The organism is Thermosporothrix hazakensis, from assembly GCF_003253565.1.
Classification (GTDB): domain Bacteria; phylum Chloroflexota; class Ktedonobacteria; order Ktedonobacterales; family Ktedonobacteraceae; genus Thermosporothrix; species Thermosporothrix hazakensis.
Window position 1 is genome coordinate 1 of sequence record NZ_QKUF01000008.1, and the last position, 16,201, is coordinate 16,201.

Annotated in this window: 14 protein-coding genes; 7 read left to right on the plus strand and 7 right to left on the minus strand. The window is 54.8% G+C overall.

From position 1 onward, the window contains the following. Both EI42_RS13145 and EI42_RS13150 read right to left on the minus strand, forming a co-directional pair. Positions 1 to 395: helix-turn-helix domain-containing protein (locus EI42_RS13145; protein WP_146505366.1), on the minus strand; the 395-nt coding region annotated here is incomplete at its 3' end. Positions 396 to 617: 222 nt separating this feature from the next. Beyond that, positions 618 to 2,510 carry a glycoside hydrolase family 127 protein gene (locus EI42_RS13150; RefSeq protein WP_111322676.1) on the minus strand — a complete coding sequence of 631 codons (1,893 nt, stop codon included), beginning with the start codon at positions 2,508 to 2,510 and terminating at the stop codon, positions 618 to 620. A gap of 149 nt (positions 2,511 to 2,659) precedes the next feature. Here EI42_RS13150 and EI42_RS13155 point away from each other — a divergent pair, with 149 nt between their 5' ends. The 3 genes from EI42_RS13155 (at position 2,660) to EI42_RS13165 (ending at position 5,713) form a co-directional block, all read left to right on the plus strand. After that, positions 2,660 to 3,472 (plus strand): AraC family transcriptional regulator, encoded by an 813-nt coding sequence (locus tag EI42_RS13155; RefSeq protein ID WP_170142594.1) that lies wholly within the window; start codon positions 2,660 to 2,662, stop codon positions 3,470 to 3,472. A 280-nt stretch (positions 3,473 to 3,752) separates the two neighbouring features. Next, on the plus strand, positions 3,753 to 4,487 hold the full coding sequence (gene pepE, locus EI42_RS13160) for a dipeptidase PepE (RefSeq protein WP_111322680.1): 735 nt from the start codon (positions 3,753 to 3,755) through the stop codon (positions 4,485 to 4,487). A gap of 260 nt (positions 4,488 to 4,747) precedes the next feature. Further along, on the plus strand, positions 4,748 to 5,713 hold the full coding sequence (locus EI42_RS13165) for a trypsin-like serine peptidase (RefSeq protein WP_137686034.1): 966 nt from the start codon (positions 4,748 to 4,750) through the stop codon (positions 5,711 to 5,713). A gap of 97 nt (positions 5,714 to 5,810) precedes the next feature. On the opposite strand, the gene EI42_RS13170 is transcribed toward EI42_RS13165, so the two are convergent. After that, positions 5,811 to 6,719, minus strand: coding sequence for a LysR family transcriptional regulator (locus tag EI42_RS13170; protein WP_111322684.1), 909 nt, complete (start codon positions 6,717 to 6,719; stop codon positions 5,811 to 5,813). A gap of 318 nt (positions 6,720 to 7,037) precedes the next feature. Between EI42_RS13170 and leuC the strand changes: the two genes are divergently transcribed. After that, on the plus strand, positions 7,038 to 8,465 hold the full coding sequence (leuC, locus tag EI42_RS13175; RefSeq protein WP_111322686.1) for a 3-isopropylmalate dehydratase large subunit: 1,428 nt from the start codon (positions 7,038 to 7,040) through the stop codon (positions 8,463 to 8,465). 17 nt (positions 8,466 to 8,482) lie between these two features. Next, complete coding sequence (leuD, locus tag EI42_RS13180) at positions 8,483 to 9,109, plus strand: 3-isopropylmalate dehydratase small subunit (protein ID WP_111322688.1); 627 nt, start codon at positions 8,483 to 8,485, stop codon at positions 9,107 to 9,109. Positions 9,110 to 9,166: 57 nt separating this feature from the next. Here leuD and EI42_RS13185 read toward each other — a convergent pair whose 3' ends face one another. Beyond that, on the minus strand, positions 9,167 to 9,703 hold the full coding sequence (locus EI42_RS13185) for a DUF4241 domain-containing protein (RefSeq protein WP_170142595.1): 537 nt from the start codon (positions 9,701 to 9,703) through the stop codon (positions 9,167 to 9,169). 359 nt (positions 9,704 to 10,062) lie between these two features. Here EI42_RS13185 and EI42_RS13190 point away from each other — a divergent pair, with 359 nt between their 5' ends. Further along, positions 10,063 to 10,584, plus strand: coding sequence for a GNAT family N-acetyltransferase (locus EI42_RS13190; RefSeq protein WP_170142596.1), 522 nt, complete (start codon positions 10,063 to 10,065; stop codon positions 10,582 to 10,584). A gap of 58 nt (positions 10,585 to 10,642) precedes the next feature. Here the strand turns inward: EI42_RS13190 and EI42_RS13195 are convergent, their stop codons facing one another. Beyond that, positions 10,643 to 11,266, minus strand: coding sequence for a hypothetical protein (locus EI42_RS13195; protein ID WP_111322694.1), 624 nt, complete (start codon positions 11,264 to 11,266; stop codon positions 10,643 to 10,645). A gap of 297 nt (positions 11,267 to 11,563) precedes the next feature. Between EI42_RS13195 and EI42_RS13200 the strand changes: the two genes are divergently transcribed. Next, complete coding sequence (locus EI42_RS13200; RefSeq protein WP_111322696.1) at positions 11,564 to 11,911, plus strand: hypothetical protein; 348 nt, start codon at positions 11,564 to 11,566, stop codon at positions 11,909 to 11,911. 181 nt (positions 11,912 to 12,092) lie between these two features. Here the strand turns inward: EI42_RS13200 and EI42_RS13205 are convergent, their stop codons facing one another. Both EI42_RS13205 and EI42_RS13210 read right to left on the minus strand, forming a co-directional pair. Continuing rightward, entirely contained in the window at positions 12,093 to 12,674 is a 582-nt protein-coding gene (locus EI42_RS13205; RefSeq protein WP_111322698.1) for an HD domain-containing protein, read from the minus strand. 98 nt (positions 12,675 to 12,772) lie between these two features. Further along, the gene (locus EI42_RS13210; RefSeq protein ID WP_111322700.1) at positions 12,773 to 16,009 is read right to left on the minus strand and encodes an ATP-binding protein; all 3,237 of its coding nucleotides are present in this window, start codon (positions 16,007 to 16,009) and stop codon (positions 12,773 to 12,775) included. Between the last annotated feature and the right edge of the window lie 192 nt (positions 16,010 to 16,201).

Here is a 16,201-nt window from a genome sequence, read left to right on the forward strand (position 1 = left end):
AAGACTTTGATGGAGCCAGTCAAGCGGAATGAGCCGATGCCTTTGCTTTTCTTCTTGAAGGTGGGAAAGCCGAGCTTGCCTTTCCACTTGCCTTGTTTCTTCAGTTCGACTCTGCGGAAGAAGTTTTTATATGCTTTCTCCAGGTCTCTCAGTGCCTCTTGCATGGCGCACTTGGACACCTCATACATCCAGGGATAGTCCGTCTTTTTCAGGGCATTGAGTTCTTTGTGCAAGTCAATAGCAGTCGGACGTTTGCCGGTGGCACGGTAGGCTTCTTGAGAACAAGCAAGCCCCCAATTGTAGGCGAAACGGGCGCAACCGGCATGCTTCAAACAGGCGGTACGCTGTTTATTGTTGAGGTCTAATTCAGTTTTGTAGCCTCTTGTGACCTTCATTCGTCTTCCTTCATTACCTGTTCAACGCACTGCTTGATTTTCTCAGCCCGCCTTTTGCTCTGCCTCCGTCCAGAGATACGGGTTGCCATGCTGGTAATAACCCTCATTCTTCATCTTCTCAGTGCTTTCAACAATATATACGATGAAAAACGGATTCGGGGACATCGAACAGGACCAATTGCAGCAAAAAGCCCGGGGAGCTTTCCCCCCGGGCCGTCGCTCTTATGCTTCGCGCAGCCAGACAAGCATCTCGCCCGGCGAACGATTATCCCAGAGGCAATACGGAACCGCCCGCACCTGTACCATGCTGGTTCGCGGTCGCTCCGTACGATAGAGGGAGGGCCCATCAGCCTCAAGCCGCTGCGCCTCGAAGGAAAGCGCCACCGCACCACTTGCCAGATCCTGCACATAGGTTTGAGTAAAGTCAGCAGTTTGTGGCACAAGCAGCGCATCCAGATCAGAGCTGTTGTCCACCTCTTCCAGACAATAGACCAGCGGCCCGCGCTGCAACGCCACGCGTCCCCGATCCTCACGCACCTGAGGATGCGCATAGACGCGCTCGACCGGCATATGTAGCGTCAGCTCGATGACATCACCCTGCGACCACTCGCGCTCAAGGATCAGATAGCCACGCTCACTCGCTGGCTGAACAGGCTCGCCATTTACCCGTACGGTTGCTTTTCGGCACCAACCCGGTTGACGCACCCGAACCCGGAAGCGGGCGGACTGCTCGGGGTCTACCTGAATGCGCACCTCTCCATCCCAGGGATAGCGCGTCTGTTGCTTCAAAGAGAGCTTTTGTGTGCCAAGATCGAGCGTTGCACTTCCCTGCACAAACAGGTGAATAACGGCCTCCTCCTCACGCTGCGAGTAGATATAGTTGCCGAACGAGGCCAGCAAGCGTGCCACATTCGGTGGGCAGCAGGCGCACTCAAACCAGTCCTGCCGATGCACCTGACCATTGCTGGCAAGCGGGTTCTCGTAGAAGAACTTGCGCCCATCCAGCGAGACGCCGCTGATGACCCCGTTATACAGTGCCCGCTCCATCACGTCGGCATAGCGACGATCACAATCGAGATGGAGCATGCGATGCGCCCAGAAGACAAGCCCGATGGCCGCGCAAGTCTCAGCATACGCGGTCTCATTCGGCAGATCATATGCACGCGTAAAGCCCTCATTGTGGCCGGAAGGGCCGATGCCGCCGGTGATATACAGCTTTTTCTCGCAGAGATCAGCCCAGAGGCGCTCACAGGCCTGTTTCAGCGTGTCGTCCTGAAGCTCCCATGCCAGATCAGCCATCGCGCTATAGAGATACATGGCGCGAACGGCATGACCGACAACGTGTACCTGCTCCCGCACTGGCTTGTGCGATTGGTTATACTCATAACCGACCGTCCTGTGAAACTCTGCCAGACGATCCTTCTCGCCCTGCTTCAGCCGCTCCTTGAGTTCCAGATCAAAATAATGGGGTTGCTGGCCTCGCTCATTGATGAAGTACGCGCTGAGATCAAGGTAACGCCGCTCACCGGTGACATGATACAGCTTGACAAGCGCTAGCTCAATCTCTTCATGACCGCAATAGCCGCGCTTCTGGCCAGGATTCGGCCCGAACGTCTGTGCGATATGATCACAATAGCGGCAAATGACATCCAGCAGGGAGCGCTTTCCGGTCGCCTGATAATGCGCCACCGCCGCCTCGATCAAATGTCCGGCACAGTACAGCTCGTGGGCGTCGCGCAGGTTCGTCCAGCGTTTGCCTGGTTCCACTACCGTAAAGTGTGTATTCAGGTACCCATCAGGCTGCTGAGCCGAGGCCAGAAGCGCGATTACCTCATCAAGGAGCGCTTCAAGCTGCGCATCGGGTTTTGTTGCCAGCGTGTAGCTTGCGGCCTCGATCCACTTCGCAATATCCGAATCCCAGAAAATATGCGGAACCGGCTCATCCCCGGGCTTCCATTCGAGCTTCAGTGCATCCACGCGCCCCGTCGTCTTGCACTGCTCATACTGATACGGAATCGTCTGCTCGATATTGGCCTGCAAACGACCGCTCCAAAACGCATCGTTGATAGTCACATCGGTAAATGGGACCGCACGCAGAGAAGCGTGTTCCATCATAGATTGTTCCCTCCTGCAACAGATGTCTTCTGTCCCTTCCGTGGAACCACAGCGGGCGCTTGCCCTGTTCCACAGCCTGTTGATACAATACCTTCACAGGACACGCTCGCACAATGTGCTATTTCTGCATCGTGGTGGAAAATCTCAACATGGTTTACACAACATATCTGCTCAAGGGGCTCCCGGTGCTGGATGGCATGGGATATATTCGGGGCGATACCCTTCACCCTGATCGCGTGCTCGATTTCTGGGTGCTTGGTCTCATTACCAGAGGCAAAATGCATCTTCAGATCGACCGGGAGTATGCCCTGCTGACCACGGGCAATTATTACCTGCTCCCGCCTCATGTGCGGCATCGGGGTACGGAGCCAGCGGATTTTGATGTGATCTATCTGCACTTCACGATCCAGGGCGAACAGCTCACAACGCCACCGAAGCCGGATCAACTGGCATTACCGGTCTTCGGTCATGTGCCAACCGAACTGAATTACCCCGCGCTCTATGCCTTTCTGAAGAAAGCCGCCGATTTCCGCATGTTGAGCCCTGAGCAACTCAGTATTCAGGTCGCCGCCATCCTCTCGCAGTTGAGCATTGTGCAACAGTATGCCGAAAGCGCCGCTGATCCTGCACGTACTCTGGCCTATGGCGTGATGGATTATCTGCGCAAGCACTTCTCCCTGAACACCTGTAGCAGCGATCTCCCGGCAGCTCTGGGCTACAGCTATGGCCACCTTGCGCGCCTGTTTCGCAAACAGTTCGGCATCAGCATTCATCAACACCTGCTGCAATTGCGCATCGATGCAGCGACCGAGCAATTGCTGATGGGAAGATCCATCAAGGAGACGGCGCGGCTGGTCGGCTTTCAAGACTACCACTATTTTCTGAAGGTCTTCAAGAAGCGCAAAGGCGTCTCACCCGGGGAGCTTCAACAGCGCTCGCAGACGCTTGCTGAGCGAGAATAAAAAAACATTGCCCCGTACGAGTCAAAAGAGCAATGTATCAAAAGCACAATTGATTGTGTATGTATGCTCTTTCCATAAGAGTACGGGACAACGCTCTTTTTCTGTCCGCGATCAGTATAATGGAGCCGCTCTTTTTTGTCAAACCGCTCCGCCAAAAAGGTGAGAGATCAGCCCACCGGGGTTCGGCGCAAACGTGGACAAGCCGACGAGGGCGTATGCAAGCAAGCATTCAAAGGAGTAGAATAAAAAGAGAACAAATCCGCGAGAAAAGGAGTGCACAATGTCATCAAAATTACTACTGCTCAGCAATTCCAGCGCACCAGGAAAGGGGTATCTGGAACATGTGCTGCCAGCGATTGATACATTTCTGGGAGAGGAGCGCACAATCTATTTCGCTCCCTACGCGCTCGCCGATTACGACGGCTATACCGCGCAGGTAGCTAAGGCCCTCAAGCCGCTTGGCATCTCGGTTATTGGCCTGCATACACAGCAGAAGCCCCGTGAGACGCTGGCAAGCAGTGCAGCGCTCTTTGTCGGTGGGGGCAACAGCTTCCGCCTGCTGAAAAGCCTGCAAGAACTCGATCTGATCTCCGTTGTGCGCGAACGCGTCGCAAGCGGGGCCCTGCGCTATATCGGTTCCAGTGCCGGCACAAATATGGCCTGCCCTTCTCTGCGCACAACCAATGATATGCCAATCGTCCAGCCCACATCCTTTGAGTCATTTGGCCTGATTCCATTTCAGATCAATCCACATTATATTGATCCAGATCCACGATTTATCTACATGGGTGAAACCAGGGAGCAGCGCTTGCTCCAGTTCCTTGAGGAAAATGATGTTGTGGTGCTCGGGCTGCGTGAGGGCACCTGGCTCCATCGCGATGGACAGCGTTTACAGCTTCATGGCGAGACCGGCGCACGCCTGTTCCGTCGGGGCCAGCAGCCACAAGAGATCGAGCCGAACAGCGATCTTTCCTGGCTGCTTGATGTACCTGCACACTTCGACCAACGCGCATAAATACTATACTTCGCTGCCACGAGAGAGGGCTGATAGAGAGCAGTCCTCTTTCTTTTTTGTGGCAGTAAAAATAGATATCGCGCTCTTTTCGTTCTACTCATTCTTTATTCATAAACACGGATTCTCCAATTTACTGAAGAAAATGTCATTTTTGGTCTCTTTACCCCTTGAATTATAAAGAAAATGATTCCACAATAGAGACAGGATAAATTCATCCTGTAACGAGTTGTCTTGCAGGAAGTGTTTTCGGGAGGATGGAGATGGCAAGACCTGTATCAAGACGTCTACTACACCTGTTTCTACTCGGCTTCCTGGTTTGTGCCCTCAGTATGGTAGGAAGTGAAGCGGCTTCCGCAGCCAAAGCGCCAAAAGAAGCGCCAAAGGAAACCAGTCAACGCCTCATCCCCGATCACGAGAGCCGCAATGCTCTCCGGTACTGGACGAAAGAGCGTTTCCGTTCTGCGGTTCCTAAGGATGTCGAGCGGCAAGCGCCCCGCCAGATTATCAAGCAGCCCGGCAAAGGGGAACCAAAACCCCAGGCATCGGCGGTTCCGGTTGGGGCCTACGACTCCTACCCCTATTCAACAATTGGCAAGGTTTTTTTCACCGATCCGGTCAGCCAGACGGACTATGTCTGTTCCGGTACCTCGCTCAGCAGCCGTAATGGCAGCATCGTTGATACTGCCGGACATTGCGTGATCGAGGGTGGCTCAGGGAACAACTTCTACGTCAACTGGGTCTTCTGCCCGCAATACCTTGATGGCTACTGCCCGCGCGGCGTCTGGCCTGCTCGCCAGTTGCACACTACCGGTCAGTGGGCAAACAATGCTGACTTCTCGCGCGATATCGGCTTTGCGGTCGTTGCTACCAACAACGGCATGACGCTTAATCAGGCAGTGGGCGGGGTTCGGCTCGCGACCGATCTCCCGGCAGAGCAGAACTTCCGCGCGCTCGGCTATCCACAGGAGCCACCTTTCACCGGTCAGCGCATGTATCAATGCACCTCGCCTACTACCGTGCGTGACACCAACGGATCGCCTCAGCCAATCGGCATCAATTGCGATATGACCGGTGGCTCAAGTGGCGGTGGCTGGCTCATTCGGGGACGAGGTAGCTGGTACCTCAACGGGCATACCAGCTACGTGTATACCAACCTGCCAGACGTGCTCTTCTCTCCCTACTATGACGGCTTTGTAGGCTACATCTTCAATCAGATTCAAGGCTAAAACAACCAGATCGCCGCGCCTCAGCACGGGCATCCAGGGGGAGGACTGGGCCTGACCTTTTGGTCAGGCTCAGTTTTTTCTGATAGGTGCTCATTCCCTATGGAGCAAGCTGGCTGGTCAGCTTTGCCGTTTGCTCGATGATGGTATTGATAAACTGGCGTGCAGGCACAGCCAGCGAACCAAGCCGCCTGTAAACCAGAGCAAACGTAAACGACTCGGTGATATCCGAGACAGGCAGGAGCGTCAGGCCATCGGTCTCCTGCGGCGGCCAGAGCAGCGCAGGCGGAATCAACGACACCCCACACCCCTGCTTGATAAGCTCCTTCAAACCCGCTACCGAGCCTATCTCGATTGCCGGTTGCACCTCAAGACCGCGCTGCATGCACATTCGTTCGATCACCTTGCGCAGACGCGTCTCTTCACCAAGCAGAATAAGCGGCTCCGTGAGAATCTGACTCAAGGTCGGCGCTTTCTGCACAAAGGGATGCTGTGTCGAGACCAGCGCCTGCAAAGGCTGCCGAAAGAGCTCCTTCACCACCACCACATCAGAGCGCACCGAAGGATCATAGATAAAGCCTAAATCCACCTCGCCACGCTCCACCATGCGTACCACCCGGTCACTGGTAGAGACCAGCACCTTGAGCCGCATTTCCGGATAACGCTTATAAAAGGTCGCCAGCAGCGAGGGCAGAAATGCCGCCGCCAGCGAGTGGTTACAGCCGATCAGCAGAACGCCCTTCTGTCCCTCCTGCCAGCGCACAAGCTCCTGCTCTCCACGCTGCAACACATCCAGTGTCTCTTTTGCATAGGCCACAAATGCCTGGCCGGCTGCTGTTAACTCGACGCGCTGCTTCTCTCGCTTAAAGAGCTTCAATCCGAGCTCGCTTTCCAGCGCCGCGATCTGCCGACTCAAGGCAGGCTGCGTCACAAGACAGAGCTCTGCCGCCTTCCGAAAGTTCTGCGTGTGCGCCGCCGCCAGAAAATAGGTAAGTTGCCGAAATTCCACGCCTTCCCTCCCTGCAAAGAAAGTGATGCTTTTTTCTTATCAACTCTTAGAGAAAAAAGCATTTGACATATTCACAGTCCACCCAGTATACTACTCAGCAAGAATTGTGACCAGTCGCTTGAGGCGCTCTTTATCTCAGGTTAAGACCACCGGAACAAGAAACAGCACCTCCCTCATACAGCGCAATCGGTCAGAAATCGGTATTCATTCAGCATGAGCCGTGTTGCAGTCTTTGCCCTCGCAACCCTGCAACACCATCAAAGTACCTCGGAGAGAAGACCCGCTTAGCGGTCTGGCTTCGTAAAAGGAGAAGAGACGATGGAACAACCACGTACACTATTTGAGAAGATCTGGCAGGCACATGTCGTACGCGAAGTCGCAGGTCAGGGAACCTTGCTTTACATCGACCGCCATCTTGTCCACGAGGTCACTTCACCACAGCCGTTCGCCGCGCTCAGGTCGACCGGGCGTAAAGTACGCAAACCACTGGCGACCTTCGGCATGATTGACCACAGCATCCCTACCACCCCCGTCGCGGAGTACGGAAGCCGCAGCAATGTACCCATTCCCGACCAGAGCGCCGCTGTTCAGGTCAAGACAATGGAACAGAACGCTCAGTCCTTCAATATTCAGTTCTTCCCGATTAACGACGTGCGCAACGGTATTGTCCATGTTGTGGCACCAGAACAGGGCATCACCCTCCCCGGCACCATCATTGTCTGTGGTGATAGCCATACTTCCACTCATGGCGCTTTCGGAGCGCTCGCTTTTGGTATCGGTACCAGCGAGGTCGAACACGTGCTGGCCAGCCAGTGTCTCTGGCAGGTCAAGCCGAAGACGATGGAAGTGCGCGTTGAAGGCAGTCTACCAGCGGGCTGCACAGCAAAAGACCTCGCCCTCTTTATCATCGGTAAAATCGGCACCGGCGCGGGAACCGGCCACTGTGTTGAGTTCACCGGTTCAGCTATTCGTGGGCTCTCGATGGAAGAGCGCATGACCGTATGTAACATGGCAATCGAGGCAGGCGCTCGCGCAGGCATGGTCGCCCCCGACGAGACCACCTTTGCCTATCTGAAAGATCGTCCGTATGCACCAAAAGGCGAGGCATGGGATCAGGCCGTTGAATACTGGCGCAGCCTGCCAAGCGATCCGGGCGCAACCTATGATCGCGTCATCGTGCTCAACACCGATGAGATGGAGCCACAGGTCACATGGGGCACCACCCCGGCTATGGTTTCGCCGATCACAGGTACTGTCCCCTCTCCCGATGATTTCAGCGATCCCGCTCAGCAAGAGGCAGCACGCCGCGCTCTGGCCTATATGGGACTTGAGCCCGGCACCAGAATGCAGGATATCAAGGTTGACCGCGTCTTTATTGGAAGCTGCACGAACAGCCGCCTCGCCGATCTACGCGAAGCCGCGAAAGTGGTCAAAGGCAAAAAGGTTGCCCCCACCGTTCGCGCGATGGTCGTCCCGGGAAGTGGTCTGGTGAAGCGTCAGGCCGAGGCCGAAGGTCTGGACCAGATCTTCCGCGAAGCAGGCTTTGAATGGCGCGAACCCGGTTGTAGCATGTGTCTGGGCATGAATGGCGACCGTCTGGCTGAAGGCGAGCGCTGCGCCAGCACCTCAAACCGCAACTTTGAGGGCCGCCAGGGCAAGGGCGGGCGTACCCATCTGGTCAGCCCGGCAATGGCCGCCGCCACTGCGATCGCTGGACATTTTGTTGATATTCGCGACTGGCAATAAAATAAGGAGGGGACGAAATGGAAGCACTGACAGTTCATCAAGGAAAAGTCATGCCGCTGAATCGCGCAAATGTCGACACTGATGCGATTATTCCAGCGGTCTATCTGAAAACCGTGTCACGCACAGGCTTCGCCGATGGCCTGTTCGCGTACTGGCGCTATAAAGACAACTCAAAAGAGCCGAACCCCGATTTCGAGCTGAATCAGCCGCGCTACAAGGACGCAACCATCTTGCTGACTCGCGAGAACTTCGGCTGCGGCTCCTCACGCGAACACGCTCCCTGGGCGCTGCATGAGTACGGTTTCCGGGTCATCATCGCTCCAAGCTTCGCCGATATCTTCTACAACAACTGCTTCAATATCGGTCTCCTGCCGCTCAAGTTGCCAGAAGAGACCGTGCAGTACCTGTTTCAGCAGGTTAAGACAAACGAAGGCTATAGCCTGACCGTTGATCTCGGCACTCAGAGCGTCATCACGCCAGACCAGCAGACCTTCACCTTCGAGATCGATCCGTTCCGCAAAGAGGCATTGATGCTCGGCCTGGACGCGATCGACCGCACATTGCAATATCAGGAGGATATCGCGGCGTTTGAGTCCAGGCGGAAGAATACAACTCCCTGGTTCGATGCCTACGCGGCTTCCTGAAGCACATCTCCAGTTGGTTGCCTGCATGCCCGGGTGCATACGGGCAACCATCTTTTTTCAATACAACATGTTGAGATCAAACAGGACGCAGGCCAGATGCCCTTGCGCATCATAGCCGTTGTGGAGCGCCACCTGCTCGGTACACGCGGACAGCAGCGTTGTCCCCTCGTCCATCCTCCACAGTTCTTCACCCCGCAACGAAACCGTCAACGACTGCCCTTCTCGCGCCACATCACAGCAATATAACACATCTGAAACTATAGATATACGCTGACCATGATCAACCCACCGCACCGGGAGGGTGTCACGCACACAGAGAGCCGCATAGGCCACAAATTCCCCGAGCTCAGGATGCTCGTCCAGAGCAGTCGCAAGCAGCAAGGGATAGCTTCCCGGCTCTATGCCATCAATGAACGTTCGCGCATGGAGCGCTGGATCAAACACCGCCAGACGACCGGAGGGAAGCGCCACCGTGCCAATCTGCCGGGAATCCAATGAAAGAATATGCTGCCCTATAGTTCTCTGCTTGGACTGCTGAAACGCCGCAAATGGCTCGCTTAATAGATACTTTTTCTCCTCAAAAAGCAGACTCATAGATGCTTGATGCTTCCTTTCATCATAAAGAACGGGTATTATCTCCATAAAAAGGGGCATGGGGAAAGACTATAGAGCATAATCACACTTCTGCGGAAAGAATACAACAGGGGAGGGCGAGAAGGCAAGCTTTTTCATGCGTTACTCGCTTCACCTGATGCTCATGGCGCTCTACTGCCAGAACGAGGCTCATAGCCTATTTTTCCTGTCCCCTGAAAGTCAGCGCTTCTGTGAAAAAAAACACAGCCATACCGCTCATGGGTGGACTATAATAGGTAGACGCATACAGTGGTTTCGATCTTATTTTGACAAGCCGCTTACAAGGCGGAAAGAATCAAACAAGCAAGGAGAGAGATAGATTGCTTTACGGCACCAGAATTCGCCTTCGTCCGATTGCACGGGAAGATTGCGCCATTATCGAAAAAGATGAAATGACCGAAGATTTTCAGCACAGCTTCAACAATTTCGGGCTGACGGCTCCCGGCTCGCTGTCGAGGCACTTTGACGAACAGGGACACCTCTTCGATGAGAAGCATGGCACACTGGTTGTGGAAACGCTGGATCAGGAAATAGTCGGGACCATCTCCTACAGGCGGGTCAACTATAGCCCGAGAAGTTCGGCCTATCAGCTTGGCATTCATCTCTTTGCGCAGGCACGCCACAAGGGATATGGTACGGAAGCCGTTCAGATGCTCACCGCGTACCTGTTCGCTACCTACCAGATCATCCGCGTAGAAGCGTCCGCCGATATTGAAAATATCCCGTCTCAACGCTTGCTGGAAAAAGCAGGCTTCACACGCGAAGGGATCCTGCGCAAAGCACAGTGGCGGGCCGGAGACTGGCATGACCTCGTGCTCTACAGCAAACTACGAGGCGAATAAAGCCACTAATGGGTTGAACGTTCTGGAGCAAGCCCCACAGCGTTCAACCCCGCGCTCGCTATAGAGCAACCTCAACCACCGGCATTTGAACTTCAACCCCGGGTGCAAGCTTGCTAATCTGCTCAAGCCGCTGAACACCCCGCGCATCTACCGGGAAATGATACGCCCGGATAAGTCCCTGATGAATGCCCCCTTCCAGCGGCACAAACCCGAAACGGCGCAAGATATGATTCCCCTCCGCGGTCACGGCAACTCCATAAATAGTTTCAAGCCGGATATCCATCGCCCGCAGCGCCAGCATGATCCGGGCGAAAGACGCGGTCAAGCAGCCAGCGTAGAGGCGCTTCAGGTGCAGCGGCAGGGTCGCATCAATCGCCATCACCGCAACATACAGCCGAATGGGCTTGCCCGGCTCCACCGGAACCATGTGATGCAGGGCAACCTCATTATCTGCCCGCCGCCCGCTCAGAATATCGTCAAGGAACGAGGGGACAAGATGATGCAGGGCAAAGCCGCCAACCACCTGATCGCCATCCTTTAGCGTCCAGTTACAGTAGGCACATTGCAGAAACCGCAGACAATTCTCTCGCCAACCCATCCCTTCTTCACCGAAATAATGTACATATATCTTCCATAATGCTTCAAATTCCTCAATATCTGTCTGCTTTACAAGTAGCTGCATGATTGCATAGTACTCCTTCCAATCCAAAAAACTTAACAGTTTCTTCTTTTTTCCGAAATTTACTCATTTCGGGCCTATAATACAAATTATAATTGTATCTCCAATTTATTTCACAGAGAGAAATAGAAATACGAGAATGCTATTTTCCTTATAGAGAAATAGTATTTTCATGTTGACCATAGATTTGCATCTCCTCGGTTGCTGCAATAGAAGAGGTAAGTAGGCAACGAAAGTCCCGGGGCCAAACGTGGTAAGGATTGTATGGTATTGATGCAGTAGCCAGGAGAGGAAACAACTATGCAACAGACAGAGACGGTTCGATATACGCTCTGGGCGGCGTTAGAGCAATCATCCTCGCGGCAAGCAAAGGCTGAGAACGCTCAGGGAGTCACAGCAACCATCAGCCAGTTGAGCAGCGGCCGCTACATGCTGGAATATCACACGCCCACCGACCCGGACACACAGACACTGGTTCCGCTTCTCAGCCGGGACGAAGTGGAAGCAGAGCTACGCAGGCAGGCGCTCCCTTTCCTGCCGACCGAGCCCATATGGGAACCCCTTGTCTCACCAGGTGGCGTCCGACGCGACGAGGACTACTATGAATGGAGTGTGCAACAAAAAGAGCATGAGGCCAAACGAACCTAGAACAGCACTGGCGCTCGACCTGTATTCATCGAGCGCCACTTTTCTAGCCAGAAATACGGATACTGTTCTACCAGAAGCTACCTGCAAAAGGCTATTCATTCTGCGCGATCAGAACAGCATCCCCGCGCTATTCTTCGCTTCCCATCACCACCCTGCCGAATGTGCGCCATCACGCAACGATCTACTTCTTAAGCCCTTTCCACCATTCCTGTGGGTCAACCCGCAAAAAGACATCCGCCAGTTGCTTCGCTGAAGCCGAACGCAGGCCCTTGTAGCAGCCCTCAATCCAATCGCTTACACCGGCGTAGCCCTGCACCTGATACTCGCGCGCCTGTACAAGGCATTCCAGCAGATCGGCATCCTTCGCCAGCACGCCTTCTTGCGAGAGTCCCTCTTCATAATCGCGAAAGAGCGCGGTGACGTGCTTTGCAGCCTCCTCAGGAAGCCGTTGCATCTGTTCGGCGAACGCTTCAGCCTCGCCCTCTTTCGCGTCGATATACCGCCGCGCCACACGATGCAGATCACCTATCCGCGCCTCGGGGATATCGTGAAACAGGCAAATGGTCGCCGTCTTCTGTGGATCTGCACCCTCTAGCGAAGCAAGCATATAACCGAGAATGGCTGTACGAAAGGTATGTTCTGCCACACTCTCCGGGGCCGGAATGCCAAGCATCGACCACCCGGCCCGCTTCAAATGCTTCAAATAGCCCGCCTCATACACATATTTCACGATATTTTCAAATTTGTTCGTTATATTTTCCAACGTAGTGCGCTCCTTTCACCCACATCTTTTCCCCCAACAACCAGGGGACTCACCAGCATAGCACAAAAGGAGCCAGACAGCTACTCGGAAACGAATACTCAGGCGGCTTCAAGCGCTTCCAGACGGCGCAAGAAAACGCGATCTTTCAAGCCTTCAAGCAGCGGACGGACGCCAGTCAACCGGGTGAGATCGCCGGTCAGCTCGGCAAGGACAATCTTCATGTGAGCCGCAAACACCACTCGCCCCAGGCACTCAAGCTGCGTCACAAGCTCATTCGCGCGTTCATAGTCCCGCTCAAGCAGCGCCTGATTCAGGTCCAGATGCGCCCTCATCTTCCTATCAATGCGACCATCATTGGACAACGTCTCCAGAATGCGCGATGGCTGGGCCTCCCCACGCTGATTATAGACCTTCATACCCTCTATCGTGACGAAGAGATGCGTATGATACAGCTCCTTCAGCTCTTCCGGCAGCTCTCCATCAAGGAGCAGGGAGAGTTCCGCATCCAGCACCTTCTTCTGTTCCGCAAGTAGCTCGCCAAACCGCTTGAGCAGCGGAATGTAGCGCTCACACCGCGCCTGATCTTCCTGCAACAGCGCGATCTGTAAGGCGGTCAGATAGCTGCCTATCCCGACCAGATGGGCCAGGCTTGGATCATACGCCTCATCACTGAAGAAGGGGAGATACACGCTCTCAATGACCGCAAACCAGCGCTCCACATCGTCCCACCGTCCCCGCTCAAACGCCGCCTCAATCACTGTCCGAATCGAGGAAACGAGATACGTCGGGGTCTGACCGGGCAAAAGCTCGCCGAAGGCCTGTTCAAGTGCCTGTACACTGGCAGGGTAGTTGCCCTGCACCACATAGGAGCGGATCAACATTTGCCAGGCGTCCGCCCGTTCGCTCGCAGGCAAACCGGAAATCTGCAAGCGCTTCTGAGCCAGCGGCACCGCTTTTTCCACGCTACCAAACCGCACATAATGGCTGATTAACGCGTCTAGAGCGATATTCAGCGCCTCCTGATCGCCCTTTTGCTCAAAGTAGCTGCACGCCTCCTGAAGCCGCTGGACCCGCTCCTCAATATCCTGCGGCAATGGTCGCGCCAGATTCGACAACACAGAGATAAAGAAACCATCACAGATAGCCAGATAGTGCAGCTCGTCCTGATCGCCTGCCTGCTCGGCCAGCACTTGCGCCCGTTCGCGCCACTGTGGAAGCTCTTCGATACCGTAGATCTCGTTTCCCGACCCACGCTCATAATAGATGATCAGTTTTCGCAGCAGGCGCGCACCCGTTCGGAGAAAGTCAGGATCTTCTCCCTGCGCTTGCTTGCTCTTCTCCCAATATTCCAGGGCTTTTTGATACGCCTCTTTTGTTGCCAGCGCGAAGCCCAGACTGTCACCAAGCTGCTCATAGAGCGAGATCAGCTCACTCTCAGGAGCAATCGAGATCGCACTTTGCAGATACGCATTGACCTCTTCCACTTCACCGATCTGGTTCGCCTGCCGGGCCGCACGCCGCAAGATACGCAGCGCCTTCGGCACATCCAGCGTGAGTGGCATTCGCACCGCCGACTGGCGCGAGAGCCTGATTGCTTCCTGATAGTGATACGCGATCATCTCGACCTGCTCGTCAAGCCGTTCGCCGGCCACCGCTTCCAGTGAGGCCGCGATACGCTCATGCAGACAAACGCGCTGCGTACGGGAGAGCGTCTTATAGGCAACATTACAGAATAACACATGCTGGAAAGTATAGGCGTTCTTTTCGGTGTGTTCGATAATATCACGTTCAAGCAGCTCTACCAGCGCCGCCGCGATCTCATGCAGGCTGTACTCGCTCAACGCCTCAGCCAGCATGGGCAGGGTGAAGCCGCGCCCGGCCACCGCCGCAACCTGTAAGATTGCTCGCTCCTGTGGTTGTAGCTGGTCCATGCGAGCCAGAATAGCCGAATGGACCGTGTCAGGAAGCTGATTGAGCGCCGCTTTCTTCTCGGTTAGCCCGCGCTCTTTCAGGCCCCGAATGAGTTCAAGCGCAAAGAAGGGATTCCCGCCAGCCCGATCAACAATCTGTGCCATCACCTCCGGGTCAAGCTCTGCTGCTTGCTTGCGAATCAGCTCGCGTGTCTGCCGGGCCGAAAGCGGCCGTAGCGCCAGCGACGTGAAGTTCTGGCGTCCGCCTCCCCAGTTTGGCCGCCGATCCAGCAACTCGGGACGGCTCAACGTGAGCAGCAGCAACGGCGTATTTGTACGCATTGCCGTGAGAGAGTCAACCAGATCAAGCAGGCTGTTACTCGACCAATGCAAATCTTCAAACACCAGAATAAGCGGCGTCGCACGGCTCAATACCTCAATCAGGAGCCGCCAGGCTGAAAAGATACTTTCGCGATCACTACTCTTTTCACCCTCAATTCCCAATGTGCTCAAAATGACCTCAGCGGATCGTTCTGCATCTGTTTGCTGGTACCCGGCAGCCACAAAGAGACTGCTGATGTACTCTCTGGTCATCTTGCTCTCGGCGCCAAGCAGTTGAGCAAGCAGACCTCGAAGAGGGAAATAGGCAATCTGCTGCCCATATGGCAAACAGCGGGCAACTGCGACGTGATATTCTGCCTCGGTACCAAGTGTATCAAGAAATTCTTCGAGCAAGCGAGACTTTCCGGTTCCCGCGGGCGCCATGATCGAGACCAGTTGCGGGCGCTCCTCCTCTAACACGCGCTCCCAGAGCAGGGCAAGCTGCATCAAATCTTGTTTGCGCCCGACCAGTGGAGGCCGTTCCTGCTTGCGCGTCGCACGCGGCCCGATCAGCGGATACAAAGCAATCGGGCGGGGTTTTCCCTTCACCTCGGCCATACGCGGCTGCTCAAAGCAAAAGGCGTGCTCGGTCGCTTTCCATGTACGCTCTCCCACAACGATCTCATCCGGGTTGGTGTGCTGTTGCAAGCGAGCTGCCACATTGACCGCATCACCAGTTGCCAGAAACTCGCCACTGGACGGATCACTTGTCGCTATCACCTCGCCAGTGTTGACGCCGATCCGTAACTGAAAGACAGGACCAAGCAACTCATCATTCGCCACCCGCTCGCGCAGAGCCAGCGCCGCCGCCAGAGCGCGTTCTGCATCATCTCCAAGCGCTTTGGGCAGGCCAAAAATAGCCATAATCGCATCACCAATAAACTTCTCCAGGGTGCCACCATGTGCCGGAATCACCTCACGCGCAATCGCATAGTAGCGCCCCATTAGCGTACGCACATCCTCGGGGTCAAGCGCGTCACCCAGAGCCGTCGAGCCTGTAACATCCGCAAAGAGAATAGACACCAACTTTCGCTCTTCAGCCATGAAGGAACCTTCTTTCGTGAGGAATAAAACAATATGAAATAGATGAAGAACAGAAAATATATTCCTTATTTTAACACAGCCACAGGAAAATAAGAAGAAGCAATCTGGCACAGGTTTCCAGTATTTGACGAGGGAATAGAGGTTTACAGGAGGGACAAGCAGTGGAAATATCTTCAGGCGCTCGAAGCCGCC